Origin of the sequence: Halomonas ventosae, assembly GCF_004361885.1 — a bacterium.
Taxonomy (GTDB): domain Bacteria; phylum Pseudomonadota; class Gammaproteobacteria; order Pseudomonadales; family Halomonadaceae; genus Halomonas; species Halomonas ventosae_C.
In genome coordinates, this window is the sequence record NZ_SNWH01000006.1 from 96,368 (window position 1) to 122,614 (window position 26,247).

A 26,247-nucleotide genomic window follows, 5' to 3' on the forward strand; every position below is an offset into this window, starting at 1 on the left:
GAGCTATTCGATGATGTCGCCACGCAGGATGTACTTGCAGATGGCTACCGTACTGATGAAACCGAGCATGGCGATCAGCAGGGCCGCCTCGAAATACAGCTTGGTGTTCAACCACAGCCCCATCAGCACGATCAGCGCGATGGAGTTCACGTACATGGTGTCCAGTGCCAGGACACGATCCGGCAGGCTCGGGCCGATGGTCAGGCGAAAGGCATTCAGGAGAATAGCCATCAGGATCAGCGCCAGGCTGATCTTTAGCGCGATGTCTAACATTCGTAGATCTCCTTCAACGGCCGCTCGTAGCGTTCGCGTATCGTTGTGATCAGCGTCTCCTCATCCTCCATGTCCAGGGTATGGATCAGCAACGACTTGCCATCCAGGCGCACATTGGCGGATACCGTCCCCGGCGTGAGACTGATGGTGCTGGCCAGGATTGTGATGGTGAAGCGCTCCTCAAGCATCAGCGGATATTCCACGAAGGCTGGCTGCATGCGCTGCCGGGGATTGATGATCAGCCAGGCCACATGCAGGTTGGCGATGATGATGTCACCCAGCACGCGTAGTACATAGTGCAGCAGCTTGCCTGGGTTCTTGACATGGGGCTGTGCGTCCCAGAAGCGATAGGTCAGTAGTGGGATAACCAGGGCGAGGACGCCTCCCAGCAGGATATGGCCCGGCGCCATGCTGCGGGCCATCATCAACCATACCACCAGCAGCAGGATCGATAGCAGGGGCAGGGGCAGCCAGGGACGGGGTTTGATCATGGCGATTCTCCGGCATTTGACAGGACCGCACGCACCATAATATCAGGATCGGCCAGCTGTTCGGCGGTGGCGCAGGTATAGTCGCTGACCGGTCCCGCGAGGATAACCAGCAGCGGTGAGGCACCGAGCAGCCAACCCACGCCCAGCCAGCGCGATCGCGAGAGGGACACGCCGGCAACCTCGCCCTCGTGGCTGCGCCAGAACAGCGTCGAGCCTGCCCTTGAGAGGGCGATGAGGGCGGCCAGGCCGGTGGCCAGCAGGATCGGCCATAGCCACGGCTGCTGAGAGGTCTCGGCAGCGTTCAGCAGCAGGGCCTTGCCGATGGCTCCAGACAGCGGCGGCAGGCCTGCCACGGCCACTGCACCGATGAAAAATAGCCCGGCCAGCCAGTTCCCGTGATGCATCGGGCGACCCTTGACCAGCCGCGTGGCGGCCTTGCCTCGTTGTAGGCCGATCATCTCGGCCAGCAGGAAGAGTCCGCCAGTGACCAGGGTGGTATGCACCAGGTAGTAGAGCAGGGCGGCGGTGGCCGCCGGTGAGCCCATGCCGATGCCGGCCAGCAGGGTGCCCACCGAGACCACGATCAGATAGGCCACCAGCAGGCGCAGGTCGCGGGCGGCAAGCACGCCGATGCCGGCCACCACCATGGTCGCCAGTGACAGCCACCAGACCCAGGGTTGCTCGAGGGCGGCCAGTGAGCCTGCCTGTTCGCCGAATACCAGGCTATAGACCCGCAGGATGGCGTAGATGCCAACCTTGGTCATGATCGCGAACAGTGCTGCCACCGGGGCCGGAGCGGCAGCATAGGCTCGTGGCAGCCAGAAATAGAGAGGCAGGAGGGCACTCTTGAGGCTGAACACCACGAGCAGCATCAAAGCGCCGGCGGTGACCAGTCCCTCTCTGTCGGCAGGCAGGTCCGACAGGCGAACCGCCATGTCGGCCATGTTGAGGGTGCCGGTGGCGCCATAGAGCACGCCGACGCTGATCAAGAACAGGGACGAACCTACCAGGTTGAGGACCACATAGTGTACCGCCGACTGGATTCGCGACTTGCCGCCGCCATGGATCAACAACGCATAGGAGGCCAGCAGCAGCACCTCGAAGAACACAAAGAGGTTGAAGATGTCGCCGGTGAGGAAGGCGCCGTTGATGCCCATCAGCTGCAGCTGGAAGAGGCCGTGGAAGTTGCTTCCGCGCTCGTCGTCGCCAGCACAGGCGAATACCACCGCGCCCAGGGCAAGCACCGCGGTGAGCAGCACCATCAGGGCCGAGAGGCGGTCGAGTACCAGCACGATGCCGAAAGGCGGCTGCCAGCCACCCAGTGCGTAGTATGTAACCTCGCCATCGGCGGCTCTTGCCACCATGACCATCGCGACGACCACCAGCAGGGCAGTGGCCGTGACACCCACCACGCGGTGCGTGCGCATGGTGCCATGCCGGCTGCGCAGCAGAAAGAGTCCTACCAGCAGCGGCAGCACGACGGGAAGAACGATCAGGTGCTGCATCACCGGTGGGGCTCCTCTTGCTTGCGACCGTCGACATGGTCATTGCCCATCTCGCTGCGTGCGCGCATCGCCAGGATCACGACGAAGGCGGTCATCGCGAAGCCGATTACGATGGCAGTGAGTACCAGTGCCTGGGGCAGTGGATCGGCAAAGTGCGTCTGACCATCGATGATGGCGGCTCCCCCGGTGGTCAGTCCGCCCATGGAGAATAGGAAGAGGTTGACTGCATAGGAGAGCAGGGTCAGCCCGACCACGACCGGGAAGGTCCGTCCGCGCAGGGTCAAGAAGAGCCCGCAGGCGGTCAATATGCCGGTGGTGATGGCATAGAGGCTTTCCATCAATGTTTCTCCTTGCTGGACTGCGAGAGATTCTCGTCATTGGCTGGTGCGCCCTTGGCCGGGCTGTAGGCCGTGGTGACCTTGCCGAGATTGGCCAGGATCATCAGGGTGGCGCCAACCACCGCCAGATAGACGCCCAGGTCGAAGAGGATAGCGGTGGCCAGCTCGACATCGCCGATCAGTGGCAGATAGAAGTGCCCGAAAGCCGACGTCAGGAAGGGCTTGTCGAACAGCCAGCTGCCGACCCCCGTCAAGGCGGCGATTCCGACCCCCGCAATGGCGACCGGTTGATACTCGAACTGCAATCGTTCCTGGGTCCAGTCCACGCCGCGGGCTATGTAGAGAAGAATCAGCGCCACGGCGGTGATCAGCCCGGCGATGAAGCCGCCACCGGGAAAGTTGTGCCCGCGCAGGAAGATGAACACCGAGACCAGCAGCGCCAGCGGCAGCAGCGCCATGGAAATGGAGGTCAGGATCATCGGGTAGCGGTCCGGAGACCACAGGCGACCCTCGGCATCGCTGTGGGGCATGAACAGGCGCAGGCGCCGCAGCAGCTTGAAGATAGCCAGCCCGGCCAGCGCCAACACGGTGATTTCGCCCAGGGTATCAAAACCCCGGAAGTCGACGAGGATGACGTTGACGACATTATGGCCCCCACCGCCAGCTACGCTGTTGTTGAGGAAGAAGCTAGAGATGCTGGCATTGTCACGGGTCAGTACGGCGTAGTTGAGACTGGCGACCACCATGCCCAGGGCACTCGCCACTATCGCGTCGTACAGGTTGCGAGGCGGCGAGGACTCCCGGTAGGTCTTCTGCGGCAGGAAGAACAGCGCGAGCATGAGCAGGATCATGGTCACCACCTCCACCGACAGTTGAGTCAGCGCCAGGTCTGGAGCGGAGAAGCGGGCGAAGGTCAGCGACACCATCAAACCCACCACGGACAGCATCAGCAGCGAAATCAGACGATGGCGGTGGGTCAATACCGTGCCCAGCCCACCGAAGATCAGCAGGGCCGCGCCCACTAGCAGGACACCATCTACTGGTCGCTGTGCCTCGTCGCCGGCCAGGCTCGGCATCATCAATAGGCCTAGGCCGCCGAGCAGCAGGGAGGCCAGCAGTAGCAGCCCCACATAGCGCTGCAGTGAGCCATTGTCGATCCTCTTTAGAATGATCTCGGCCCATCGTGCCAGACCCTGCATGGCGCACTCGAAGACGATTCGCGCATCCACCGGGCGAAAGCCCTTCAGGAAGCGACGCAGATCGGGGTGTCGCCAGTAGGTGGCAATGCCGGCAACGATGGCCACCCCGCTCATGGCCAGCGGCAGGTTGAAGCCGTGCCAGATCGCCAGGTGGAACTCGAGCGGCTTGCCCACCACCGCCCGTGTCGCGAGATCCATCAGTCCACCGGCCGTAAGCGAGGGAAACAGACCGACCAGCACGCACAGTGTCACCAGCAGTTCCATCGGAGCTCGCATCATGTGCGGCGGTTCGTGGGGCGTTTCCGGGGACGCTTCCCGTGGAGGTGCGAAGAAGACCGCATGCACCAGGCGCAGCGAGTAAGCCACCGAGAGGATGCCGCCAAGCGTGGCGAGTACCGGCAACAACCCGCTCAGCCCACCGAGCATCGGGGTGGCCAGTGTCTCGGTGAAGAACATCTCCTTGGAAAGAAAGCCGTTGAGCAGCGGTACCCCCGCCATGGCGGCACCCGCCAGGGTGGTCAGCAGGGCGGTGATCGGCATGCTGTGTCTGAGCCCTCCCAGGTACTTGAGCTCGCGGGTGCCGGCCTCGTGGTCGATGATGCCCGAGCTCATGAACAATGCCGCCTTAAAGGTAGCGTGGTTAAAGATGTGGAAGAGCGCAGCCAACACCGCCATGGGACTGCCGATGCCCAGCAGCACCGTGATCAACCCCAGGTGGCTGACCGTGGAGAAGGCCAGGATCCCCTTGAGGTCGGTCTTCATCAGCGCGAACCAGGCGCCATAAAGCATCGTCGTCATGCCGATCAGGGAGACGATCACGGTCCACATCTCGCTGCCGGCGATCGCCGGATGCAGGCGAGCCATCAGGAAAATGCCCGCCTTGACCATAGTCGCCGAATGCAGGTAGGCCGAGACCGGCGTCGGGGCGGCCATGGCATGCGGCAACCAGAACTGGAAGGGAAACTGGGCCGACTTGGTGAAGGCGCCCAGCAGCACCAGTACCAGCATTATGGGGTAGCGCGGGTCGGCGAGGATGACCGCGCCGCTGTCGAGCACCGTGTCCATGTCGTGGCTGCCGACGATGTCGCCCAGCAATAGCAGGCCCGCCAGCAGCGCCAGCCCCCCTGCGCCGGTTACGGCTAGCGCCATGCGCGCCCCCTTGCGAGCATCGCTGCGATGTGACCAGAAGCCGATCAGCAGGAAGGAGGAAATGCTGGTCAGCTCCCAGAACAGCCACAGCAGCAGCAGGTTGTCGGACATGACGATGCCGACCATCGAGGCCATGAACAGGATCAGGTAGGCATAGAAGCGCCCGAAGGGCTCCTCGGGAGAGAGGTAGTAATGCGCATAGAGCAGGATCAACAGGCCGATGCCAAGAATCAGGATATTAAAGAGCAGCGATAGCCCATCGAGGCGAAAGGCCAGCTCCAGCCCCAGCATTGGCACCCACTCGGCGGTAAAGCGCAGCGCCTCGCCGGTCTGCAAGGCGGGCACCTGACTCAGGGTCAGCAGCAGTGCCAGGGCAGGCAGCAGCGCGGTCGACTGCGTGCAGTGGCGTCGGCCGCTTCTCTGGGTGAATGCTGGCACCAGCATCCCTAGCAAGGGAAGCAGGGCTATCCACAGTAATATCATCGGTCAGTCGTCCTGCGGGATCTCGGGGAATGAGCTACCAGTTCGCGTGCGTCTCTCGGTCGGACGCCTTTGCGTTTTCTCCATACTCTAACGCAAAGAGGCAGCTCTCGCGCACCTTGCGCATTCAATGTCTTGTCATCGGTGGGGGGCTGCCAGAAGCCGTTAATTGTACAGTAGTTATACATGAGAATGGAGCTTGTTCGTCTTGTTCGTGCCTTGGCCGAGCCGTTTTCATAACGCCTCTCAAGGGCGCCGATGCGCAAGGTGACAAGAGATCGGTATCGTGTCGGTATTGCTTCGATCCGCTCGCCGGCGCCTGAACGGGCTGGCCTGACGGGCGGTTCTAGGTGATGATCGGACGGTTCATGGAATGTCCTGCAGGAGCGACGATGAGACGGATGCTGACCACCCACCTGCTGCTGGCCCTGCTGGCGGGCTATTCGGCGGTGCCTGCCAGCGAGACCAACCTGGCCGTGGCTGACGAGCGCGGCGAGACGAGCGGCGCTGTGGCCAAGCGCGAGGCCGGCGAGCAGGCGACCCGAATGGACTTCGCCCGCTGGCTCGCTGACTTTCGGCGCGAGGCGCGCTCAGAGGGCATCGGCGAGGCGACCCTGGCACGGGCCCTGGACGGCCTGCGCTATCGTCCGCGGGTGATCGAGCTCGATCGCGCCCAGCCCGAGTTCGTGCGGCCCATCTGGCAGTACCTGGACAGCGCCGTCTCAGCAACCCGGGTGACCACCGGGAGGCAGCGCCTGGCCGCGCATCGCGCCACGGCGCGGCAGATGGAGCAGCGCTACGGCGTACCCGCCGAGGTGATCGTCGCCATCTGGGGCATCGAGAGCAACTATGGCGGCAACTTCGGCAACTTCTCGACCCTGGAGGCCCTGGCCAGCCTGGCCTATGAGGGCCGCCGCCGCGACTTCGCCCGCAGCGAGCTGCTCGCGGCGTTGCGCATCCTCGAGGACGGGGATATCGCCCCGGAGCGCATGCTCGGCTCCTGGGCCGGCGCCATGGGGCACACTCAGTTCCTCCCGTCGAGCTTCGAGGCCTATGCCGTGGATGGCGATGGCGACGGCCGACGTGACATCTGGGGCAGTATCCCGGATGTGATGGCCTCTACCGCCCACTATCTCGACCGGGCCGGCTGGCAGGCAGGACAGCCCTGGGGCATTGAAGTCCGTGTTCCCGACGGTTTCCCCTTCGCTGACGCCGAGCTCTCCATCCGTCACCCCAGTCGCGACTGGACCCAGCGCGGCGTGCGCACCCTGGATGGCACGCCGCTGCCCGACTTCGCCGCGGCCTCGGTGATCGTGCCCGCTGGCGCCAAGGGCCCGGCCTTTCTGGTTGGCCCCAACTTTCGGGCCATCCTGCGCTACAACAACGCCACCAGCTATGCCCTGGCGGTGGGCATCCTGGCCGATAAGATTGCCGGACGCGGCGGCGTGGTGCAGACATGGCCCCGGGCAGAGCAGCCGCTGAGTCGTGACCAGCTGCGCGAGATGCAGCGTCTGCTCAACCAGCGGGGCTTCGCGGTAGGAGTGCCGGACGGGATCATGGGTCCCAATACCCGCCGCGGCCTGCGGGAGTTCCAGGCTGCCGTCGGCACACCCCCCGATGGCTTCGCCACCCGCAGTCTGCTCGAGCGCCTGAAACGCTGACCCCTTGGCCCAGAGGAGGCCATTACCCTGACACCATCGCCTGCCCTTGCTGGTCGCCCTGCTGCTCGGTCGCCGCTCCATCGGCCATCTGGGGCTGCTCGACGTAGATGAGACCTTCCTCCACGAGCCTGTTTGCGATGAGGATTCGCCGTTTGTTCCCCACGACCGGGACGAGTCGCGGTGATCTCTCGGTAGCTCAGAAGAGCCGGGCAAGCAGGGCCGTCACCGCGGTCTCCACGCGCAGGATGCGCGGTCCCAGGTGAATGCCCTGGCAGCCTGCGACGAGCAGCTGGTCCACTTCCCAGGGGATGAAGCCACCCTCTGGCCCCACCACCAGCAGCACCGGTTCGTCGAGGCCGCGGGGGCAGTCGCTCGGCATACCGGGGTGAGCCACCAGGCCCCGGCGGTCGGTCATCAGGCCTGGCAGTTGCTTCTCGATGAAGGGGCGAAAGCCCTTGGCCAGGGTGACCTCGGGCAGCCGGGTGTCGCGGGCCTGCTCCAGGCCGAGCACCAGGTGGCGTCGAATCTTCGCCGCGTCGAGTTCCGGCGACTGCCAGTAGCTCTTCTCCACCCGGCGGGTGTTGAGCAGGGTCATGTGCTTTACCCCGAGGGCGGTGACATGCTCCAGGGTGCGCGCCAGCATTCGCGGGCGGGGCAGGGCGAGCACCAGGTGTACCGGCAGGCCCGGCGGCGGCGACTGGTCCAGGGCAGTGACATCGAAGCAGGCTTCCTGCTCGTCCAGGGTCAGCAACTGGCCGCGTCCCAGGCGCCCTCCCTCGATCCCCAGGGTCAGGCTGTCGCCGGGCCTCGCCCGATGGACCTCGCGCAGGTGGGCCAGGCGTCGCGGGTCGTTGACTCGGGCTAGGCGGTGATTCTCGATGTCGTCGGGAGAGAGCAGTATCAGGTTCATGGGCCTCGCCGCGTTGGAGACGGAATGATGGCTATGCCTTGCATGGTCGGTGTCGCGATGCACAATGGCCATACAGGAGTATCCGCTTCTGCGTATAACAAGGAGCAGCGCCGTGCGCGTGATTCGCAAGTATGCCAACCGCAGGCTCTATGATACCGAACAGAGCCGCTACGTGACCCTCGAGGACCTGCGCGGCCTAATCCTCGACGAGGTGCCCTTCCGTGTCGAGGACGCCAAGAGTGGCGAGGATCTGACCCGTACCATCCTGCTGTCGATCATCATCGAGCAGGAACAGGCCGATGGCGATGCCCAGGTGTTCTCCAACGACCTGCTCGCCCAGTTCATTCGTGTCTATGACATGGCCCAGCCCCTGCCCCTGGCCCGCTACCTGGAGCAGGGCACCAAGCTAATGCTTGAGCAGCAAAAACGCGTGCAGGACCAGTGGCAGCAGGCCATGCGTCACTCGCCCATTGAACTGATGCGCGAACTGGCCGAGGAGAACATGAAGTTCTGGCAAAAGACCATCAATCAGGCCGGCTCCCCAGACGATGACGACAAGGGCAGCGGCACGCCGTGAACGACGTTGCAGACGCGTTTCTGACATAATGCCGCGATGTTTCCTGCATGATGGTGAGGTAGTCCAGCGGATGAAGGTTTTGATCATCGGCGGCGGTGGCCGCGAACATGCCCTGGCCTGGAAGGTCGCCCAGTCCCCTCGAGTCGAGACCGTCTTTGTGGCGCCGGGCAATGCCGGCACCGCCCGCGAGCCCGGCCTTGAGAACGTAGTCATCGGCGCCGAGGACCTGGATGGCCTGGTGGCCTTCGCCCGGGCGCAGGAGGTGGCGCTGACCATCGTCGGGCCCGAGGCGCCGCTGGTGGCGGGTGTGGTGGACCGCTTTCGCCAGGTGGGCCTGGCGATCTTCGGGCCGACGGCCGGCGCGGCCCGCCTTGAGGGCTCCAAGGCTTTCTCCAAGGACTTCCTGGCCCGCCACGCCATTCCCACTGCCGACTACCGCAGCTTCACCGCGGTGGCGCCGGCGCTCGAGTACCTCGAGGAGAAGGGGGCGCCCATCGTCATCAAGGCCGACGGCCTGGCTGCCGGCAAGGGCGTCATCGTGGCCATGACCCATGATGAGGCAGAGGCCGCGATCCGCGACATGCTCGAGGCTAATGCCTTCGGCGATGCCGGGGCCCGGGTGGTGATCGAGGCATTCCTCGAGGGCGAAGAGGCGAGCTTCATCGTCATGGTCGACGGCGAGACGATCCTGCCCATGGCCACCAGCCAGGACCACAAACGGGTCGGCGATGGCGACACTGGCCCCAACACCGGCGGCATGGGGGCGTACTCCCCGGCACCGGTGGTCACCGACAAGGTCTTCGAGCGCATCATGGCGCGGGTCATCCGGCCCACGGTGCAGGGCATGGCCGAGGAGGGACATCCCTACACCGGCTTCCTCTATGCCGGCCTGATGATCGACGCCGACGGCAACCCGCGGGTGATCGAATATAATTGCCGCTTCGGCGACCCCGAGACCCAGCCGATCATGTTGCGCCTGGCGTCAGACCTCGCCGAGTTATGCCTGGCCGGCGCCCATGGCGAGCTGGCCGGCCATGCCTGCGACTGGGAGCCGCGCGCCGCGGTGGGCGTGGTGATGGCCGCGGGCGGGTATCCGGGCCGCTACCGCAAGGGGGATGCCATCGCGGGGCTCGAGGCCGCCGAAGCCAGCGGCTGTAAGGTCTTTCATGCCGGCACCGCCGAGGATGAAATGGGCCGGGTGGTCACCGCCGGGGGGCGGGTGCTGTGTGTAACCGCGTTGGGTGAAGGTGTCGCGGCGGCTCGCGACCTGGCTTATCGGGGGGTGGCCAAAATTAGCTGGCCCGATGTGCTCTACCGCCGGGATATCGCGCATCGGGCGATCGCCCGTGAGCGCGTCGACGCCTGACAGCAGGTAACCATACGATCAGGAGCGAGCATGGAACGTGTCAGACTGAGCTTTCCCGCCGAACAGGTGATGCATCGCCACCCGCTGACGGTGCGCATCACCGACATGAACTATGGTCGCCATCTGGGCCATGATGCCCTGGTATCGCTGCTGCACGAGGCCCGCGTCGCGGCCCTCGCATCGCGCGATCTGCACGAGTGGAACCTGGGCGGCTATCCCAGCATGGCCGCGGATCTCGCTGTGCAGTACCAAGCCGAGACGCGTTGGCCCGATGCGCTGGTGGTGGAGACGGCCATTCCCGCGCCGGGGCGCAAGGCGATTAGCGTCTACCATCGCATCCTGCGTAAGGCCGATGGCGTGACGGTGGCTACTGCGCGTATCAACCTGATGCTGGTCGAGGCGCAAAGCGGCCGGCCGGTAGCGATTCCGGACGCCGTGCGCGCTGCCCTGGCAGGAGTGAGCTGATGTCCCGGGAATATCCGATCATCGCCCTGACCGGCTCTTCCGGTGCCGGCACCACCACCGTCAAGCGTACCTTCGAGCGCATGTTCGCCCGGGAAGCCGTGCATGCCGCCTTCGTCGATGGTGACGCCTTTCACCGCTATACCCGACAGGAGCTGGCGCGGATCATCCTCGACGAGCCGGAGCGCAAGGACGAACTCTCCCACTTCGCCGTGGAGGCCAATCTGCTCGACCGTCTCGAGGCGCTGTTCCAGGAGTACGGCGAACATGGCAATGGCACCTTCCGTCACTACATCCATGCCGAAGACAAGCAGATGATCGAGGCCGGCTGCCAGGTGGGCACCTTCACCGAGTGGCAACCGCTGCCTTGCGGCACGGACCTGCTGTTCTACGAGGGTCTGCATGGCGGGCTGGTCACCGCCGAGTTCGACATTGCCCGCCACGTGGATCTGCTGGTGGGGGTGGCGCCGACCATGAACCTGGAATGGATCCAGAAGATCGACCGCGACATGCGCCACCGCGGTTACTCCCAGGTCGCGGTGATCGAGACCATCCTGGGACGCATGGATGACTACGTGCGCTACATCCAACCGCAGTTCTCGCGCACCCATATCAATTTCCAGCGAGTGCCCACGGTGGATACCTCCAACCCCTTCGAGGTGCAGGATATTCCCACCGATGCCGAGTCCTTCGTGGTGATCCGCTTCCGCGATCCTGCCACGGTGGACTTCCCTTACCTGCTGGCAATGATCCAGGATGCCTTCATGAGCCGGCCGCACACCCTGGTGGTCCCAGGGTCGCGGTTGTCACTGGCCATGGAGCTAATCCTGGGCCCGCTGGTTCGCCATCTGCTCGCCCAGCGGCGCTTTCGCTGACCCGAGACCCGACCGGAGGAACAACCATGGATTGCCTGTTTTGCAAGATCATCGACCGCGAGATTCCCGGCGACATCGTCTACGAGGACGACCAGGTGCTCGCCTTCAACGACATCAATCCTCAGGCCCCCACCCACATCCTGATCGTGCCCAAGCAGCACATCGCCACCCTCAACGACATCAAGGAGGACGATCTGGCGCTGGTCGGTCGTCTGCAATACACCGCTGCGAAGCTGGCATCGAAGCAGGGCTTTGCCGAGGACGGCTACCGGGTGGTGATGAACTGCAATGAGCAGGGTGGCCAGACCGTCTATCATATCCACATGCATCTGATGGGCGGGCGCCGCTTCACCTGGCCGGCTGGCTGATCGACGCCCTGCGGCTCACCACCGCGGGCGACCGAGCCCACGACGCCTCAGCTGCCTTCTCGAGAGACCCGCCATGCGCCTTTCCCGCACCGACAACCTGATCCACCAGTTCGATACCGTATTGAGAACCCTAGTGCCCCATGCGGCTGCGCCCTCGCGGCCGTCACCGGCGACCGCGGAGATCCACGACGAGCCGCTGAGCGACGAGCAGCGCCGACATGCCGCCGGGCTGATGCGCATCAACTACACCGGCGAGGTCTGCGCCCAGGCCCTCTACCAGGGCCAGGGATGCACTGCCAAGCTGCCTGAGGTGCGCGGCCAGATGGAGCAGGCCGCCCAGGAGGAGATCGACCATCTGGCCTGGTGCGACGCCCGGCTACAGGAGCTGCATGACCGACCCAGCCTGCTTAACCCGCTGTTCTACGTGGCCTCCTTCGGCCTGGGGGCCACGGCTGGCGCCGTGGGCGACCGGGTCAGCCTGGGTTTCGTGGCGGCCACCGAGGAGCAGGTGGGCCACCACCTGGAGGAGCACCTGGTCAAGTTGCCGCCGGGGGACCAGCGCTCCCGGGCGGTGCTGCGCCAGATGGCCATCGACGAGGCCCACCACGCCCAGTTGGCCCTGGAAGCCGGCGGCGCCCGCTTCCCCGCCCCGGTCAAGCTGGGCATGAAGCTAATGTCGAAAGTGATGACCAAGAGCGTTTATCGCATCTGAACACGCTTGGCCAGTGGGTCGCTAGGGAAGCGGCGCTGGGGACAGGTCGTAGAGGGGGTTCTACGCCATGGATGGCGTCGGTAGCGCCCAGGGAGGGGTTCACAGTGCCCCCTCGGCGGTCCGGCGCTCCGGGATCTGTCGCCAGAATAGCCGCTGGTGCGAGATCCTCCAGTAAAGTGCCTACTCCTCAACAATGGTGAAGGAGTGGGTGATCTTGACCCCGCCCTTGACCAGCATGATGGAGGCGCTGCAGTACTTCTCGGCCGAGAGTTCCACGGCGCGCGCCACTTGCTTCTCCTTCAGGCCCTTGCCGCTGACGGTGAAGTGCACGTGGATCCTGGTGAACACGCTGGGGATCTCGTCGGCGCGCTCGGCCTCGAGGCTGGCCACACAGTCGGTGACGTCGGCGCGGGCCTTGTCGAGGATATTGAGGACATCGAAGGAGGTGCAGGCGCCCATGCCCATCAGCAGCATCTCCATGGGCCGCGGGCCGGTGTTGTGTCCGCCGTGGTCGGGCGGGCCGTCGATCACCACGCTGTGGCCGCTGCCGCTCTCGGCAACGAATTGACGACCATCGGTCCATTTCACGCTGGCTTTCATGGGATCGGCTTCCTTCAGTTGAGTTCGATGACAGCAGGCCAGGCAGCATAGCAGCTGCGACTCCTGTGCTCAGCCCTGGTGCATTGCTCGGATATCGCTTGAGGCTTTATCGGCGACAGTCCTGGGAGGGGGCGCTGTGAACCCCTCCCTGGGCGCTACCGACGCCATCCCTGGCGTAGGACCCCCTCTTCGGCCTGTCCCCGATGCCTCTCGCTTCGAGTCACGGCTTGTGCCTTGCCTGAAGCCACTGCTCTAGTGCCGCCAGACGCTCAGGGGTGCCGACGTCGACCCAGGCGCCACGGTGGTGGTGGCCGCCGACACGTCCCTCGGCCATGGCGCGCCGCAGCAGCGGCGCCAGGGCGAAGGCCCCCGGGGATTCGCTGGCCACCAGCGCCGGGTCGAGCAGGCTGATGCCGGCGAAGGTCAGCCGCGGCTCGCCCTCGGCATGCACCCGGCCATCGGCGTCCAGGCGGAAGTCGCCCTGCGGATGATGGTCGGGGTTGTCCACCAGCACCAGCCGGGCCAGATCGTCGCCCAGGGCGGGGAGAAGGGTTGGGTCCAGGTCACACCAGACGTCGCCGTTGACCAGTAGGAAGGGCGCCTCGCCGAGCAGCGGCAGCGCCTCGCGGATGCCGCCGCCTGTCTCCAGGGGTGTCTGCTCGCGGCTCCAGGCGATACGCACCCCGAGGTCGCTGCCGTCGCCCAGCGCCGCGACGATCTGCTCGGCACGGTAGCTGACGTTGATCACCACCTCGCGGATGCCAGCCGCCCGCAGGCGCTCCAGGTGATGGAGGATCAGTGGCCTGCCGGCCACCCTGAGCAACGGCTTGGGGCAGTGGTCGGTGAGGGGACGCATGCGGGTGCCGAGTCCCGCGGCCAGGATCATCGCCTTCATGTGCCGACCTCCAGGCGCGCCGCCAGCGTCGGACGGAAGGTGTCGGCGAGCCAGGTGCGAAAGGTATCGTGCCCGGTGAGTCCCGCCAGGCTATCCTCCAGGTGTCCGAGGAAGTGCGGCAGCCGCTCGAGGTAGCCCTCGCGGGCGTCGCGCAGGGTCAGCCGGCAGAAGATACCCAGTACCTTGAGCGAGCGCTGGGCGGCCATGGCGTTGGCCCGGCCCAGGAAGCTGGCCTCGCTGGTGGTTGCGGGCAGTCGGCCGTCGGCGACGGCCTGTACCCGAAAGCTCTCCGTCCAGGCCGCGAAGCGAGCCGGGGAGAAGCGGCAGTAGCGACCCCGCAGCAGCGAGATCAGGTCGTAGCTGAGCGGGCCGGCCACGGCGTCCTGGAAGTCGATCAGGTGCAGGGCCTCGTCCTGCACCATCAGGTTCATGGCGTCGAAGTCGCGATGCACCGCGACCACCGGCTGGGCCAGGGCTTCGGCGATCAGCGTCTCGCGCAGAGCCGCCCAGCCCGGCGGCGTGGCCATGCCCAGCCACTCCCCCAGGCACCAGTCGGGGAAGAGGTTGAGCTCGCCACCGAGCAGGGCGGCGTCGTAGGCTGGCAAGCCCTCGACGGGGGCGCGATTCTGCAGCGCGTGGATCAGCTCGAGGGCGCGCTCGTGCCAGGCCAGGGTGACGGGGGCATCATCGCCCTGGAAGCACTCCTGCAGCGGCGTGTCACCGAGGTCATCGAGCTCGATGAAGCCCTCTGCCAGGTCCACGTGATGCAGGGCCGGCACCGGCAGTCCCGCCTCGCGCCAGCGCTTGGCGATGGCCACGAAGGAGCGGCTGTCCTCGCGCTCCGGTGGGGCGTCCATCAGCATGCGGGTGGTGCCGTCGGGCAGTTGCAGCCGGAAGTAGCGCCTGAAGCTGGCGTCGCCGGCGGCGAGCTGTATTGCGATGGCGGATGCCGGCAGGGCGTGGCAACGAGCGGCCCATTGGTGCAAGCGTAGCGCTCGCGTGGGGTCGGTGGCCTTGGGCATCGTCATCTGAACTCCTGGTGTGAGAGGGCGGGTGCGGTTGACGGCCCCCTGGAGGCCCCGCATGCTGAGTTCCCGGCCGCGTCGGTGATGGCCGAGCGCATGCTGGCAGGACAAGCCGGATGCGGCCTGTATAATACCGATTCACCCCGCCAAGGACATCGTGGAGCATGGGCAAGCGATTCTCGTGGACATGGACGACCCTGGCAGGCCTGGCCTGTACCGGCCTGGCGAGCGGGCCGCTGATGGCGGCGCCGCCCGAGTCGCTTCCGGCGGATCAGCTCGACTGGCAGCCGTGGGGCGAGGCGCGCCCCGCCGGCGAGCTGTGTAGCGGCCGCTACGTGATGCCGGACTACCGGCTGCCGCCGCCGCCCGGCGATAAGGTCAGCAGCGAGTCCGACCGCGCCGACTACGGAGCCCAGGGCGATACGATGCTCACCGGTGAGGTGTTGCTGCGCCGTGGCACGGCGCAACTCGAGGCGCCCCAAGTGCGCGTACCCGGGCCCCGTGAGACTGCCTACGCCGAGGGGCCGCTGACGCTTCGCGATACTGGCCTGCTGGTGCGCGGCGAGGCCGCACAGCTATCGCTGACCGGCGATGCCGCGCGCATCGACACGGCCCACTACGTGGCCCACGAGCAGCACCTGCGGGGTGACGCGGTACGTCTGGCGCGTCTCGAGGATGGCCGCTACCGCCTCACCGAAGCGAGCTTCACCACCTGCGAGCCGGGCAGCGACCTCTGGCGCCTGGTGGGCAATGACATCCTGCTCGACCGCGAGCGCGGGGTGGGCACTGCCACCCATGCCCGACTGGAGGTAGGCAAGGTACCGGTCTTCTACTGGCCATGGGTGCGCTTCCCCCTCGACGAGCGCCGTCAGACCGGTTTTTTGTGGCCGGTGCTCGGCCTCTCCAGCGACTCGCTGGACTATGCCCAGCCCTTCTACTGGAACATCGCCCCCCATCATGACGCCACGCTCACGCCGCGCTGGATCAGCGACCGCGGCCTGCTGCTGGGCGGCGAGTACCGCTACCTGTTCGAGCAGAACGCGGGGCAGGTCGAGGGGGCCTATATCGCCAATGATCGCGCTGCGGCAGAGGATGCCTCCGCCGCCTCGGAACTGGATAACGGCGATGCTCGCTGGTACCTTGACTATCGCCATGCGGGCCGTTTCGACGCCCGTACCCGCTACCAGTTGCGCTACGGGGCCGCCAGCGACGGGCGCTACTTCGACGACTTCGGACGCACCATCGGCGAGGGCGACATCGGCAGCTTGCCGAGGCTGGCCCAGCTCGACCACCGCGGTGACCGCTGGCAACTGCAGGCTAAGGCCCAGGGTTATCAGAAGCTCGACGACCCGCTGCTCGAGCGCGACAAGCCCTTCTACCGCCTGCCGAGCCTGACCGCCAACGCCAACTGGGCAGAGGACAGTGGCCTCTACCAGCAGTGGCGCTCCAATGTTACCTACTTCTGGCGTGACGTGACGGCCAACGAGCAAGGCATCTATGAGGTCGGGGGGCGGCGCCAGCAGATCCCCATTGCCGAGGCGGCTAACGGCACTCGACTGCATCTCGCCCCGGCTATGGGTTGGCGTTTCGACGCGAGCTGGGGCCACTTCGAGCCCCGCCTCGAATGGCTCGCCACCGCCTACCAGCTTGACTACGGCGATCGCCAGACCGCGCGCGACGAGTCTCTCACCCGCAGCGTGCCAGTGGGCAGCCTCGATGCCGGCCTGGAATTCGAGCGCGAACTCGAGCTGGATGGCCACGGCTACCGCCAGACCCTGGAGCCGCGGGTCAACTACGCCTATGTTCCGGCCCGCGACCAGAGTGAGTTTCCCGACTTCGATACCGCCGAGCAGGCCTTTTCCTGGAACCAACTCTGGTCGCCCCACCGTTTCAGCGGCAGCGACCGAGTGGGCGATCTCAATCGCGTCTCCGTCGGGCTCGAATCACGATTGCTGGCCGATGCCACCGGCCGCGAGCGGCTCTCGCTGGGGCTGGGGCAGGCCTACTACCTGGAGGATCGCACCATCGACATGGCGGGCGACCCGGATACCCTGCCGGATCCCGAGACCCGCGACATGGACTACTATCGGGCGACGCGCGATCGCTCGCCGCTGGTCACCCGGGCCGACTGGCAGATCACCGACCACTGGCAAACGCGCTGGCAATGGCTCTACGACGACCGTCGTGAGCGGACCGAGAACACCTCGCTGGCCCTGCAGTATCGCGCCCCTGCCGGTCACGTGTTGAACCTCGGCTACCGCTGGCAACTCGAAGGCTTCGATCCGTCCCTGGAGGACGAGGACGCCATCAACTACAACCGTGAGGAGATCGACGTCTCGTTTGCCTGGAAGGCCAGCCGCCGCCTGGACCTGATCGGACGGTTGCTCTACGACAATACCAACAGCCGTGCCCTGGATCAGTTGGCGGGTATCCAGTGGAACGACTGCTGTTATGGTCTGCAGCTGGTCTGGCGCGAATGGATCGACGACAACGACACCGCCAACACCATTCAGGACGACCTCACCGACCGCGGGGTATTCCTGCGCTTCGTGCTCAAGGGGTTGGGCGGCGTCGGCGGCAAGGCCGACAGCTACTTCTCTGAGGCGGTGCCGGGCTATCGTCCCGCCGCTCTCGGCCTGCCCTGAACATTCGATAATGACGAGAGGAAAGACAGACATGCGCAGTCGACGTATCGCCACCCTGGCGCTGGCCCTGTGTCTGGCCACCCTGCCGCTGGCGGGACAGGCCCAGGACGCCGGCGCCTCGGACTCCCGGCAGGTAGAGCGCCAGCCGCTGGAGCGCCAGCCGCTGGATCGCATCGTCGCGGTGGTCAATGACAGTGCCATCATGCACAGCGAGCTCGAGGAGCGGGTCGACCAGACACGCGCCCAGATCGCTCGCCAGTCGCAGCAGGGCGTGCCCCCTGAAGACGTGCTGCGCCAGCAGGTGCTGGATCGCATGATCGTCGAGGAGATCCAACTGCAGCTGGCCCGTGATGCCAACCTGAGCGTTGACGACACCGAGCTCAATCGCCAGGTACGGGCTATCGCCGAGAGCAACGGCATGACACTGGATCAGTTCGCCGATGCCCTCGAGGCCGACGGCCTCTCGCTGGCCGTGGTCCGCGACCAAGTACGCCGTGAACTGCTGATGCGCCAGCTCCAGCAGCGCCAGGTTGCCAGCCGCGTCAGCATCTCCGAGCGAGAGGTGGATCGCTTCATGGCCCAGCAGGGCGTCAGCCGCGAGCAGGCTCGCCAGGCGCTTTTTCAGCGCAAGGTCAATGCCGAGATGGAAGCGTGGATCCAGGAGATTCGCAGCCGCGCTTTCATCGACAATCGCCTCGCGGAGCGCTGATGGCGACGGCTAACATTCCGCTGCTGGCCCTGACCTGTGGCGAACCGGCGGGCATCGGGCCGGAGCTCGCAGTGATGCTGGTCGCCGACGAAGTGCCGTCGGCACGGCTGGTGGCGGTGGGCGACCCGGCGCTGCTGGCCGAGCGTGCTGCGCTGCTCGGCCGCCGGGTGGAGGTCCGCGTGCTGACGCCCGACGAGCCTGTACCGGCACCGCGGCGCGGCGTGCTGCCGGTATGGCCGGTGGCGCTGCGGGCCCCCTCACAGCCTGGCCGGCTCGAGCCGGCCAATGCCGGCCATGTGCTCGAAACTCTGGACGTGGCGATCGCTGCGTGTCTCTCCGGTCACGCCGCCGGCATGGTCACCACCCCCTTGCACAAGGGCGTGATCCTCGATGCCGGCCATGTCGGCTTCACCGGCCACACCGAGTACCTGCGCGATGCCTGCGGGATGAAGGAGGTGGTGATGATGCTCGCCACCGATAGCGCCCTGCATGCCCGCGGGCCGGGCATGTTGGCCCTGAGGGTGGCGCTGGCCACTACCCACCTGCCGCTGCGCGAGGTGGCCGACGCCATCACTGCGCCCCGGCTCGAACGCCTGCTGCGCATCCTTTACGCCGACCTGCAGCGCTGGTTCGGCGTGGTGGCACCGCGTATCGCCGTGTGCGGCCTCAATCCCCATGCTGGGGAGGGCGGCCACCTGGGCCGCGAGGAGCTGGACGTGATCATTCCCACCCTGGAGGGCCTGCGTGCCGAGGGGCTGGCCCTTGATGGCCCCCTGCCCGCCGATACCCTGTTCACTCCGCGCCACCTCGAGGGCGTCGATGCGGTGCTGGCCATGTACCATGACCAGGGCCTGCCGGTGCTGAAGTATGCCGGCTTCGGCCGCGCCGCCAATATCACCCTGGGGTTGCCGCTGGTGCGCACTTCGGTGGATCACGGCACCGCCCTTGACCTGGCCGGCACGGGGCGCGCCGATCTCGGCAGCCTGCGGGTGGCGGTGGCGCTGGCCGCCCAGATGGCTGGACGTTCCACTACGACACCTGCGTGAGGGACGCTGGGGGCAAGCCGAAGAGGAGGTCCTACGCCATGGATGGCGTCGGTAGCGTACAAGGATGTATTTACAGCGCCTCATCGCAGGTTTGCCACCAGATCAGTGCCGATTTTCGCCGAAATCGCATACAAGTTTAAGACAGAAGGACACCCCTGAATGGCATCTCCCTCCCCGGTTCACCGGGCCCGCAAGCGCTTCGGCCAGAACTTCCTGCGCGACCCTGGCATCATCTCGCGCATCGTGCGCGCCATCGGGCCCCGTCCCGGTGACCGGCTGGTGGAGATCGGCCCCGGCCAGGGGGCGCTGACCGAGCCGCTGCTCGAGGCGGCCGGTGGCCATCTCGAGGTGATCGAGCTCGACCGCGACCTGATTCCCGGGCTGCGGGTGCAGTTCTTCGACAAGCCCGGTTTGGTCATCCACGAGGGCGACGCCCTCAAGGTGAACTTCCGGGCCCTGAGGGGCGAAGGGGCGGCGCTGCGGGTGGTGGGCAACCTGCCCTACAATATCTCCACGCCGCTGATCGTCCACCTGCTGGCAGCCGGCGATGACGTGGCCGACATGCACTTCATGCTGCAAAAGGAGGTGGTCGAGCGCCTGGCCGCCGTCCCGGGCGGCCCCGAGTGGGGGCGGCTCTCGATGATGGCGCAATATCACTGCCAGGTCGACGCGCTGTTCACGGTGCCGCCGGAGGCCTTCGTGCCGCGCCCCAAGGTAGCGTCGGCGATCGTGCGCCTCACGCCCCATGCTACGCTGCCGCATGCGGCCCGCGATGAGTCGCTGCTCTTCGACCTGGTGCGCCAGGCCTTCGGCCAGCGCCGCAAGACCCTGCGCAACAACCTCAAGGGGCGCATCGACACCGTGGCCCTCGAGGCGCTGGGCATCGACCCGGGGCGGCGACCCCAGACACTGTGCATCGAGGAATTCGTGCGTATCGCCAACCACCTGGCCGCGGCCGGGCAAGGAGATGCCTCATGACCCTGACCATGCCAGAGGGGCTCGCCCCGGCCATCCGCGTCGACGTGGCACCGGCCTTTCGCCGTGACGAGTCCGCCCCCGACCAACGACGCTTCGTCTTCAGCTATACCGTGACGGTACACAATGGCTCTTCGCACAGCGTACAGTTGCTTGCCCGCTACTGGAGGATCACCCAGGGCAGCGGCAAGGTGCAGGAGGTGCGTGGCAAGGGCGTGGTGGGCCAGCAACCGCTGATCGGCCCCGGCCAGACCTTCCGCTACACCAGCCGGGCGATCCTCGACGGCCCGGTGGGGGTGATGGAAGGGGCCTACACCTGCGTCGACCCTGCCAGTCAGCGCCTCTTCGAGGTGGCCGTCGCCCCCTTTCGGCTGGCCGGGCCCAATCAGGTGCATTGACCCGCGAACCGATCCTGTCCAACCGATTTCGAGGAGCCGCGATGACCACCTATGCCATTGGCGATCTGCAGGGCTGCCACGATGAGTTCGTCGCCCTGCTTGACAAGCTCGACTTCGACCCGCGTCGCGACCACCTGTGGCTGGCCGGCGACCTGGTCAATCGTGGCCCCGGCTCGCTTGCCTGCCTGCGCGAGGTGATGGCGCTAGGCGAGGCCGCCACCGCCGTGCTTGGCAACCATGACCTGCACCTGCTGGCGGTGGCGCGCGGCGCGGCCCGGGAGAAGCCCAAGGACACCCTCTCGGCGATCTTTGCCGCCCCCGACCGCGAGCGCCTGCTCGACTGGCTGCAGTCGCGCCCGTTGCTGGTGCGCCGGCGCTCAAGGGAGCAGGGCGATATCGTCATGACCCACGCCGGCCTGCTGCCGCAATGGTCGGTAGATCTGGCCGAGGAGCTGGCTGGCGAGGCCGAGACGCGCCTTGCCAGCGAACACTCCGGTGCCTTCCTCGAGCAGATGTATGGCAACCAGCCGGCCTGCTGGCGCGACGACCTCGACGGCATCGACCGCCTGCGGGGGATTATCAATGTCTTCACCCGTATGCGCTTCATCGATGCCGCGGGGTGTCTTGACTTTGCTGCCAAGGAGGGGCTCGACAGCGCCCCGGCGGGTTTCGCCCCCTGGTTCCAGTTCCCCCGTGACGACGATCCCTGGTTGCTGTTCGGCCACTGGGCCGCGCTGCAGGGCGAGACGCCGGCCAGCCGAGTGCGCGCCGAGGCGTTGGACACGGGGTGCGTGTGGGGCAACCGCCTGACCGCCCTGGACCTTGCGAGCGGCAGACGCACCAGCGTGCCGAGCCGCCAGTGCTGATCCGCTCACTTCATGATGACCACGAGGCTGCCATGACGACCTTTGAGCATCTCGATATCCCGACCCTGGCTGACTGGCTCGATGCACGACGCGACCTGGCACTGGTGGATATTCGCGACCCGCAGAGCTTTGTCCAGGGTCATATCCCCGGCAGCCGCCGGCTGGACAACGCCACGGTGGACGCCTTCATCGAGCAGGCCTCGCGCGATGCGCCGCTGGTGGTGGTCTGCTACCACGGCCACTCCAGCCAGCAGGCCGCGGCCTGGCTGGCCGGCCAGGGCTTTGCCGAGGTCTACAGCCTCGACGGCGGTTTCAGCGACTGGCAGCTTCGCCATCCAGACCGGGTGGCGCACTGAGCCATGGCTGAGGTCGAGGATCCGCACCTGCAGGGGCTCGAGGTCTATCGGGTCGGTGGGGCGGTGCGCGATGCCCGGCTCGGCTGGCCGGTCAAGGACACCGACTGGGTGGTGGTGGGAAGCACGCCCGAGGAGATGAGCCGGCGCGGCTTCAAGCCGGTGGGCCGCGACTTCCCGGTCTTCCTGCATCCTGTCAGCCACGAGGAGTTCGCCCTGGCGCGCACCGAGCGCAAGTCGGGACACGGCTACACCGGCTTCGAGGTCCATGCCAGTCCCGAGGTGACGCTGGAGGAGGACCTGGCACGTCGCGACCTGACCATCAATGCCATGGCCGAGACCCCGGAAGGAACGCTGGTCGACCCCTACGGCGGCCTGGCCGACCTCAAGGCGCGCCGGCTGCGTCACGTCTCGCCGGCCTTCGTCGAGGACCCCTTGCGGGTGCTGCGCACGGCACGCTTCCTCGCTCGCTATACCGGGCTGGGATTTGTCATCGCCGAGCAGACGTGGCGGCTGATGCGCGAACTGGTGGCAAGCGGCGAGCTGGCCCATCTGGTGGCCGAGCGGGTCTGGACCGAGACCGAGAAGGCGCTCTTCGAGCCCTGGCCGGAGGTCTACTTCCAGGTTCTGCATGACTGCGGCGCCCTGGCGGTGCTGATGCCGGCGCTGGCGGCCGACCCGACGGCCCTCGACACAGCCCTCGGGCGCCTGCATTGCCTACCGGAGGACATCGAGGCCGAGTCACAAGCCCGCTGGCGCTGGGCACGGCTGGTGGAGCACTTGGATGATGCCGACCGCGATGCTCTGGCCGAACGGCTGCGCTTGCCCCGCGCTCATCGCGAGCTGGCTCGCCACACGGCCCGCACCCGCACCCTGCTGGCGCGGGTGGCGAGCCATGGCCTGGATGGGGCCAAGGTGATGGCCTGGCTCGACGCTATCGATGCCTGGCGTCGCAGTGATCGGGTGGCGCCGCTGATCAGCCTGGTGAGCTTGGCGGCTCCGCTGCTGGCCGCAGATCTGGCCCTGGCCTGGCGCATGGCCCAACAGGTGTTGCCCCAGACGCTGGTGGCCGAGGGCTATCGGGGGCGCGAACTGGGCGAGGAACTGGCGCGGCGGCGCTGGGAGGTCATCGAGGGGGTGCTCGCCGGGCCCGAGGGGAGGGCCTGAGGCTCACTCCGCCGCGGAGATATGGCGGCCCTGCCAGACGAACGCAACCGGCCAGAGGCGCTGCTGGCCAGCCTCGAATTCGCCCCAGTGGTCGCGGTAGCACCTGCCGGTGAGCGGGTGATGGGCCGTGGGAAGCAGCTCGGCCAGCGGCTTTAGCACGAAGGCATGCTGGAGGATCTCGTCACGGGGCAGGTCGACGTCATCGTGGCGGCCGGTTAGCTCGCCCACGGTGAGCAGATCAATGTCCAGGGTTCGGGGGCTGAACTTGGGAACGCCCTTGCGACGACCATTAGCGAGCTCCAGCTGCTTGCACCAGGCCTGCAACTCGCCTACGGATCGGTTGCTGTCGAAGGCCACCACCAGGTTGTAGAAGTTGCGTCCATCCTCGAAGCCCACTGGCTCGCTCTCGAAAACCCGCGAGATGGCAAGCGGGCCGAAGGTCTCGTCCAGGGCATCGAGGCAGGCCCGCACATGACGCTCGCGCTCGATGTTGCTGCCGATGCTGACGGTGATCCGGGCCATCAGGTGTCTCCCTTCCACTGGCCGCGTTCGATCGAGACACCCACCGCGGCGGCGGCAGGCACAGCCCCGGGCTTGCGCACGGTGAGGCGCAACCAGACAATGTCGAAATCTTCACGCAGGGTCTCAGCCAGGCGCTCGGCGAAGGTTTCCACCAGGGCGACGTCGTGCTCATCGGCGAAGGCCTGGATGCGAGCGCTGATGGTGGCGTAGTCCAGGGTCCGGGCGATATCGTCATCGGCTGCGGCGGCACGGATGTCGGTGCCCAGCATCAGGTCGAGGCGTAGCTTCTGGGTAAGGGTGCGCTCCCAGTCGTAGACGCCGATCACGGTGTCCACCTCGAGCGCTTCGATCAGCACAAGATCCATCGGGGCTCCCCGGGCCATGAGTGGTCGTGGACCGGGCGAGTGGCCGGGTCCGCCTCAGGCGCCTGATTGTACGCCAGCCAGATGGCAGGTGACAGCGACCTGTCGTGTATCGGCCATGGCTGGCAGAATCAGCGTTTCACCTCACAGGAGGCCGCCCGTGAAGGCGCCACTTGAGCTCGTTTTGTCGCTGATGGCGATCGGTTACCTGAGCGGTACCTGGCTCGGTGCGCTGACGGTGTGCCGGCTGGCGGGGGCGAGCGATCCGCGGCAGACCGGTTCCTGCAATCCGGGCTTCTCCAACGTCCTGCGTCTGCACGGGCGTCGCCTGGCCCTGGCCACCCTGGCGGTGGACGTGGTCAAGGGCATGCCGGTGCTGTGGCTGGCCATGAGGCTCGGTTTGACGCCTTGGGAACTGGGACTGGTGGGGCTGGGCGTGCTGCTGGGCCACAGCTACCCGGCCTGGCATCGCTTCCGGGGCGGCAAGGGCGTGGCCAGTGCCTTCGGCGTGATGCTGATACTCACGCCCTGGGTGGCGCTGTGCTGTGCCGTGCTGTGGATGCTGCTGGCCTGGCACATGCGCACGGCGGCCATCGCCTCCCTGGCTAGTGCCGCCATGGCGCCGCTGGCCAGCCTGTGGCTGGCACCGGAGTTCACCGGTGTGGTGATCGTCTTCACCCTGCTGGTGCTCGGGCGTCATGTGCTCAATATCCAGCGTCTTGGCAGGGGTGACGAGCCACCCCTGTAAAGCTGTAAGCGATAAGCTCTAAGCGGTAAGAAAAAAACCTGGCTTACGGCTCCCGAAGGGTATCCATCGGCCAGCGAGGTACCGCCTTCATGATGCCGGTCTCGTCGTGTTCGCCGGCCAGCAACCGCTGGGCACCGAGATACGCAATCATCGCCCCGTTGTCGGTGCAGAAGCGCCCGCGAGGGTAGAAAGCCCGGGCGTCGCGCTTGGCGCACTCCCGCTCCAGGCGTTCGCGCAACCGCACATTGGCGCTCACCCCGCCGGCCACTACCAGCCGCTTGAGGTCGGTGGCGTCCAGCGCGCGGCGACATTTGATCACCAGGGTATCGACTACCGCCTCCTCGAAGGCGCGGGCCACGTCGGCACGGGCCTGGTTATCGAGGCTGCCGGCCTGCTCGAGGTGGCGGATGGCGGTCAGGGTGTGGGTCTTGAGCCCCGAGAAGCTGAAGTCGAGCCCCGGACGGTCGGTCATCGGCCGCGGAAAGCGCAGACGCCCGGGGTCGCCGGCCTCGGCCAGCTTCGCCACCTGGGGGCCCCCGGGGTAATCGAGGCCCAGCATCTTGGCCGCCTTGTCGAAGGCCTCGCCGGCGGCGTCGTCCACCGATTCGCCGAGCAGGCGATACCGGCCCAGGCCACGCACCTCGACCAGCTGGGTATGCCCCCCGGAGACCAGCAGGGCGACGAAGGGGAAGTCGGGGGGGGCGTCTTCCAGCATGGGGGCCAGCAGGTGGCCCTCCATGTGGTGGACACCAAGCACCGGAATTCCCAGCGCTCGTGCCATGCCATGGGCGGTGCTGGCTCCCACCATCAGCGCGCCGACCAGTCCTGGGCCAGCAGTGTAGGCGATGGCATCCAGCTTGCTGCGTGCCAGGCCGGCCGCGTCCAGCACCTGCTGGATCAACGGCAGCAAGCGGCGCGTGTGGTCGCGGGAGGCGAGCTCCGGGACCACGCCACCGTACTCGGCGTGCATGGCGATCTGGCTGTAGAGGGCGTCGGCCACGAGGCCGCGCCCGGTGTCGAAGAGGGCGACGCCAGTCTCGTCGCAGGAGGTCTCGATGCCCAGTACGCGCATGATGATGGCTCGGTGTTGCGTGAAAGGCGGTATTCTACGCTTTTTGCCCTGCAGGCACAGGGCGGACGCCGGGCGGAAACGATTTGCACGCCTTTGCTGGGGCGACTATAATACTGTCCGCTGCAAGACTGGGTCGTGCATCCAGGAGTGGCTTTCCGCTTTCACGCATCGTTCCGGTTCGCCTGGCGATTCCGGTGACCCTTGCGTGATGGCGAGTGGTCCTCGCAAGGTGTGCGTACAAACCGAACTCAAGTTACCCAAGGTAGGTGAGTGCTTAATGCCTTCTGTCAAAGTACGTGATAACGAGCCGTTTGACGTCGCGCTGCGTCGCTTCAAGCGTTCCTGTGAAAAAGCCGGTGTTCTCTCGGAAGTGCGTCGTCGCGAGCAGTACGAGAAGCCCACCGCGGAACGCAAGCGTAAGGCGGCAGCTGCCGTCAAGCGTCATGCCAAGAAGCTTCAGCGTGAGCGCAAGCGTTTCGAACGGCTCTATTGATCCGT

30 protein-coding genes are annotated in these 26,247 nt (G+C 66.4%); 18 read left to right on the forward strand and 12 right to left on the reverse strand.

Annotated features, from left to right (window positions below; genetic code table 11):
- Positions 1-3: 3 nt before the first annotated feature.
- The 5 genes from DFO68_RS06750 to DFO68_RS06770 are packed head-to-tail and all read right to left on the reverse strand — an operon-like array spanning position 4 to position 5,438.
- Entirely contained in the window at positions 4-273 is a 270-nt protein-coding gene (locus DFO68_RS06750; RefSeq protein ID WP_133482905.1) for a K+/H+ antiporter subunit F, read from the reverse strand.
- Positions 267-764 carry a Na+/H+ antiporter subunit E gene (locus DFO68_RS06755; RefSeq protein WP_133482906.1) on the reverse strand — a complete coding sequence of 166 codons (498 nt, stop codon included), beginning with the start codon at positions 762-764 and terminating at the stop codon, positions 267-269. The genes DFO68_RS06750 and DFO68_RS06755 overlap by 7 nt, the downstream gene beginning before the upstream one ends.
- Positions 761-2,272, reverse strand: coding sequence for a monovalent cation/H+ antiporter subunit D (locus tag DFO68_RS06760; protein ID WP_133482907.1), 1,512 nt, complete (start codon positions 2,270-2,272; stop codon positions 761-763). The genes DFO68_RS06755 and DFO68_RS06760 overlap by 4 nt, the downstream gene beginning before the upstream one ends.
- Positions 2,269-2,607 (reverse strand): Na+/H+ antiporter subunit C, encoded by a 339-nt coding sequence (locus DFO68_RS06765; protein WP_133482908.1) that lies wholly within the window; start codon positions 2,605-2,607, stop codon positions 2,269-2,271. The genes DFO68_RS06760 and DFO68_RS06765 overlap by 4 nt, the downstream gene beginning before the upstream one ends.
- Complete coding sequence (locus DFO68_RS06770) at positions 2,607-5,438, reverse strand: monovalent cation/H+ antiporter subunit A (protein WP_133482909.1); 2,832 nt, start codon at positions 5,436-5,438, stop codon at positions 2,607-2,609. The genes DFO68_RS06765 and DFO68_RS06770 overlap by 1 nt, the downstream gene beginning before the upstream one ends.
- A gap of 389 nt (positions 5,439-5,827) precedes the next feature.
- Between DFO68_RS06770 and DFO68_RS06775 the strand changes: the two genes are divergently transcribed.
- Positions 5,828-7,096: a lytic murein transglycosylase gene (locus tag DFO68_RS06775; RefSeq protein WP_133482910.1), complete on the forward strand. Its 1,269-nt coding sequence runs from the start codon at positions 5,828-5,830 to the stop codon at positions 7,094-7,096.
- Between the two features lie 46 nt (positions 7,097-7,142).
- Positions 7,143-7,280: a hypothetical protein gene (locus tag DFO68_RS06780; RefSeq protein WP_243726451.1), complete on the forward strand. Its 138-nt coding sequence runs from the start codon at positions 7,143-7,145 to the stop codon at positions 7,278-7,280.
- Positions 7,281-7,292: 12 nt separating this feature from the next.
- Here DFO68_RS06780 and DFO68_RS06785 read toward each other — a convergent pair whose 3' ends face one another.
- Positions 7,293-8,006, reverse strand: coding sequence for a 16S rRNA (uracil(1498)-N(3))-methyltransferase (locus DFO68_RS06785; protein ID WP_133482911.1), 714 nt, complete (start codon positions 8,004-8,006; stop codon positions 7,293-7,295).
- A gap of 112 nt (positions 8,007-8,118) precedes the next feature.
- On the opposite strand from DFO68_RS06785, the gene phaR reads away from it, so the two are divergent.
- The 6 genes from phaR (at position 8,119) to coq7 (ending at position 12,366) form a co-directional block, all read left to right on the forward strand.
- Positions 8,119-8,583, forward strand: a complete 465-nt coding sequence (gene phaR / locus DFO68_RS06790) for a polyhydroxyalkanoate synthesis repressor PhaR (RefSeq protein WP_133482912.1) — start codon at positions 8,119-8,121, stop codon at positions 8,581-8,583.
- A 70-nt stretch (positions 8,584-8,653) separates the two neighbouring features.
- Positions 8,654-9,949: a phosphoribosylamine--glycine ligase gene (gene purD / locus DFO68_RS06795; protein ID WP_133482913.1), complete on the forward strand. Its 1,296-nt coding sequence runs from the start codon at positions 8,654-8,656 to the stop codon at positions 9,947-9,949.
- 30 nt (positions 9,950-9,979) lie between these two features.
- Complete coding sequence (locus DFO68_RS06800) at positions 9,980-10,414, forward strand: acyl-CoA thioesterase (protein ID WP_133482914.1); 435 nt, start codon at positions 9,980-9,982, stop codon at positions 10,412-10,414.
- Entirely contained in the window at positions 10,414-11,286 is an 873-nt protein-coding gene (locus DFO68_RS06805; protein ID WP_133482915.1) for a phosphoribulokinase, read from the forward strand. Before DFO68_RS06800 ends, DFO68_RS06805 begins: the two co-directional genes overlap by 1 nt.
- Before the next feature lie 26 nt (positions 11,287-11,312).
- The gene (locus DFO68_RS06810) at positions 11,313-11,654 is read left to right on the forward strand and encodes a histidine triad nucleotide-binding protein (protein ID WP_133482916.1); all 342 of its coding nucleotides are present in this window, start codon (positions 11,313-11,315) and stop codon (positions 11,652-11,654) included.
- A gap of 73 nt (positions 11,655-11,727) precedes the next feature.
- Positions 11,728-12,366 carry a 2-polyprenyl-3-methyl-6-methoxy-1,4-benzoquinone monooxygenase gene (gene coq7 / locus DFO68_RS06815; protein ID WP_133482917.1) on the forward strand — a complete coding sequence of 213 codons (639 nt, stop codon included), beginning with the start codon at positions 11,728-11,730 and terminating at the stop codon, positions 12,364-12,366.
- A gap of 180 nt (positions 12,367-12,546) precedes the next feature.
- On the opposite strand, the gene DFO68_RS06820 is transcribed toward coq7, so the two are convergent.
- The 3 genes from DFO68_RS06820 to DFO68_RS06830 form a co-directional block, all read right to left on the reverse strand.
- Positions 12,547-12,966 (reverse strand): OsmC family protein, encoded by a 420-nt coding sequence (locus DFO68_RS06820; RefSeq protein WP_133482918.1) that lies wholly within the window; start codon positions 12,964-12,966, stop codon positions 12,547-12,549.
- A gap of 220 nt (positions 12,967-13,186) precedes the next feature.
- A complete protein-coding gene (gene murU / locus DFO68_RS06825; RefSeq protein WP_133482919.1) occupies positions 13,187-13,861 on the reverse strand; it encodes an N-acetylmuramate alpha-1-phosphate uridylyltransferase MurU in 675 nt (224 codons plus the stop codon).
- Positions 13,858-14,883 carry an aminoglycoside phosphotransferase family protein gene (locus tag DFO68_RS06830; protein WP_133482990.1) on the reverse strand — a complete coding sequence of 342 codons (1,026 nt, stop codon included), beginning with the start codon at positions 14,881-14,883 and terminating at the stop codon, positions 13,858-13,860. The genes murU and DFO68_RS06830 overlap by 4 nt, the downstream gene beginning before the upstream one ends.
- A 167-nt stretch (positions 14,884-15,050) precedes the next feature.
- On the opposite strand from DFO68_RS06830, the gene DFO68_RS06835 reads away from it, so the two are divergent.
- The 8 genes from DFO68_RS06835 to DFO68_RS06870 all read left to right on the forward strand — a co-directional run bounded on the left by DFO68_RS06835 (position 15,051) and on the right by DFO68_RS06870 (position 23,045).
- A complete protein-coding gene (locus DFO68_RS06835) occupies positions 15,051-17,531 on the forward strand; it encodes an LPS-assembly protein LptD (protein WP_133482920.1) in 2,481 nt (826 codons plus the stop codon).
- Positions 17,532-17,562: 31 nt separating this feature from the next.
- Positions 17,563-18,240, forward strand: a complete 678-nt coding sequence (locus tag DFO68_RS06840; RefSeq protein WP_133482921.1) for a SurA N-terminal domain-containing protein — start codon at positions 17,563-17,565, stop codon at positions 18,238-18,240.
- Positions 18,240-19,286: a 4-hydroxythreonine-4-phosphate dehydrogenase PdxA gene (pdxA, locus tag DFO68_RS06845; protein ID WP_133482922.1), complete on the forward strand. Its 1,047-nt coding sequence runs from the start codon at positions 18,240-18,242 to the stop codon at positions 19,284-19,286. The genes DFO68_RS06840 and pdxA overlap by 1 nt, the downstream gene beginning before the upstream one ends.
- Positions 19,287-19,445: 159 nt before the next feature.
- A complete protein-coding gene (gene rsmA / locus DFO68_RS06850) occupies positions 19,446-20,264 on the forward strand; it encodes a 16S rRNA (adenine(1518)-N(6)/adenine(1519)-N(6))-dimethyltransferase RsmA (protein ID WP_133482923.1) in 819 nt (272 codons plus the stop codon).
- A complete protein-coding gene (gene apaG, locus DFO68_RS06855; protein WP_243726452.1) occupies positions 20,261-20,659 on the forward strand; it encodes a Co2+/Mg2+ efflux protein ApaG in 399 nt (132 codons plus the stop codon). Before rsmA ends, apaG begins: the two co-directional genes overlap by 4 nt.
- A 41-nt stretch (positions 20,660-20,700) precedes the next feature.
- Positions 20,701-21,525 (forward strand): symmetrical bis(5'-nucleosyl)-tetraphosphatase, encoded by an 825-nt coding sequence (locus DFO68_RS06860; RefSeq protein WP_133482924.1) that lies wholly within the window; start codon positions 20,701-20,703, stop codon positions 21,523-21,525.
- 32 nt (positions 21,526-21,557) lie between these two features.
- Positions 21,558-21,881: a thiosulfate sulfurtransferase GlpE gene (gene glpE / locus DFO68_RS06865; RefSeq protein ID WP_133482925.1), complete on the forward strand. Its 324-nt coding sequence runs from the start codon at positions 21,558-21,560 to the stop codon at positions 21,879-21,881.
- Positions 21,882-21,884: 3 nt separating this feature from the next.
- The gene (locus DFO68_RS06870; protein ID WP_133482926.1) at positions 21,885-23,045 is read left to right on the forward strand and encodes a polynucleotide adenylyltransferase; all 1,161 of its coding nucleotides are present in this window, start codon (positions 21,885-21,887) and stop codon (positions 23,043-23,045) included.
- A gap of 3 nt (positions 23,046-23,048) precedes the next feature.
- Here the strand turns inward: DFO68_RS06870 and folK are convergent, their stop codons facing one another.
- Together folK and folB are read right to left on the reverse strand one after the other, a co-directional pair.
- Complete coding sequence (gene folK / locus DFO68_RS06875; RefSeq protein ID WP_133482927.1) at positions 23,049-23,567, reverse strand: 2-amino-4-hydroxy-6-hydroxymethyldihydropteridine diphosphokinase; 519 nt, start codon at positions 23,565-23,567, stop codon at positions 23,049-23,051.
- The gene (gene folB, locus DFO68_RS06880; RefSeq protein ID WP_133482928.1) at positions 23,567-23,932 is read right to left on the reverse strand and encodes a dihydroneopterin aldolase; all 366 of its coding nucleotides are present in this window, start codon (positions 23,930-23,932) and stop codon (positions 23,567-23,569) included. The genes folK and folB overlap by 1 nt, the downstream gene beginning before the upstream one ends.
- A gap of 181 nt (positions 23,933-24,113) precedes the next feature.
- Between folB and plsY the strand changes: the two genes are divergently transcribed.
- On the forward strand, positions 24,114-24,677 hold the full coding sequence (gene plsY, locus DFO68_RS06885) for a glycerol-3-phosphate 1-O-acyltransferase PlsY (protein ID WP_133482992.1): 564 nt from the start codon (positions 24,114-24,116) through the stop codon (positions 24,675-24,677).
- A gap of 43 nt (positions 24,678-24,720) precedes the next feature.
- Here the strand turns inward: plsY and tsaD are convergent, their stop codons facing one another.
- Positions 24,721-25,749 carry a tRNA (adenosine(37)-N6)-threonylcarbamoyltransferase complex transferase subunit TsaD gene (gene tsaD / locus DFO68_RS06890; RefSeq protein WP_133482929.1) on the reverse strand — a complete coding sequence of 343 codons (1,029 nt, stop codon included), beginning with the start codon at positions 25,747-25,749 and terminating at the stop codon, positions 24,721-24,723.
- Positions 25,750-26,026: 277 nt separating this feature from the next.
- Here tsaD and rpsU point away from each other — a divergent pair, with 277 nt between their 5' ends.
- Positions 26,027-26,242 (forward strand): 30S ribosomal protein S21, encoded by a 216-nt coding sequence (gene rpsU, locus DFO68_RS06895; protein ID WP_013333229.1) that lies wholly within the window; start codon positions 26,027-26,029, stop codon positions 26,240-26,242.
- The last annotated feature ends 5 nt before the right edge of the window (positions 26,243-26,247 follow it).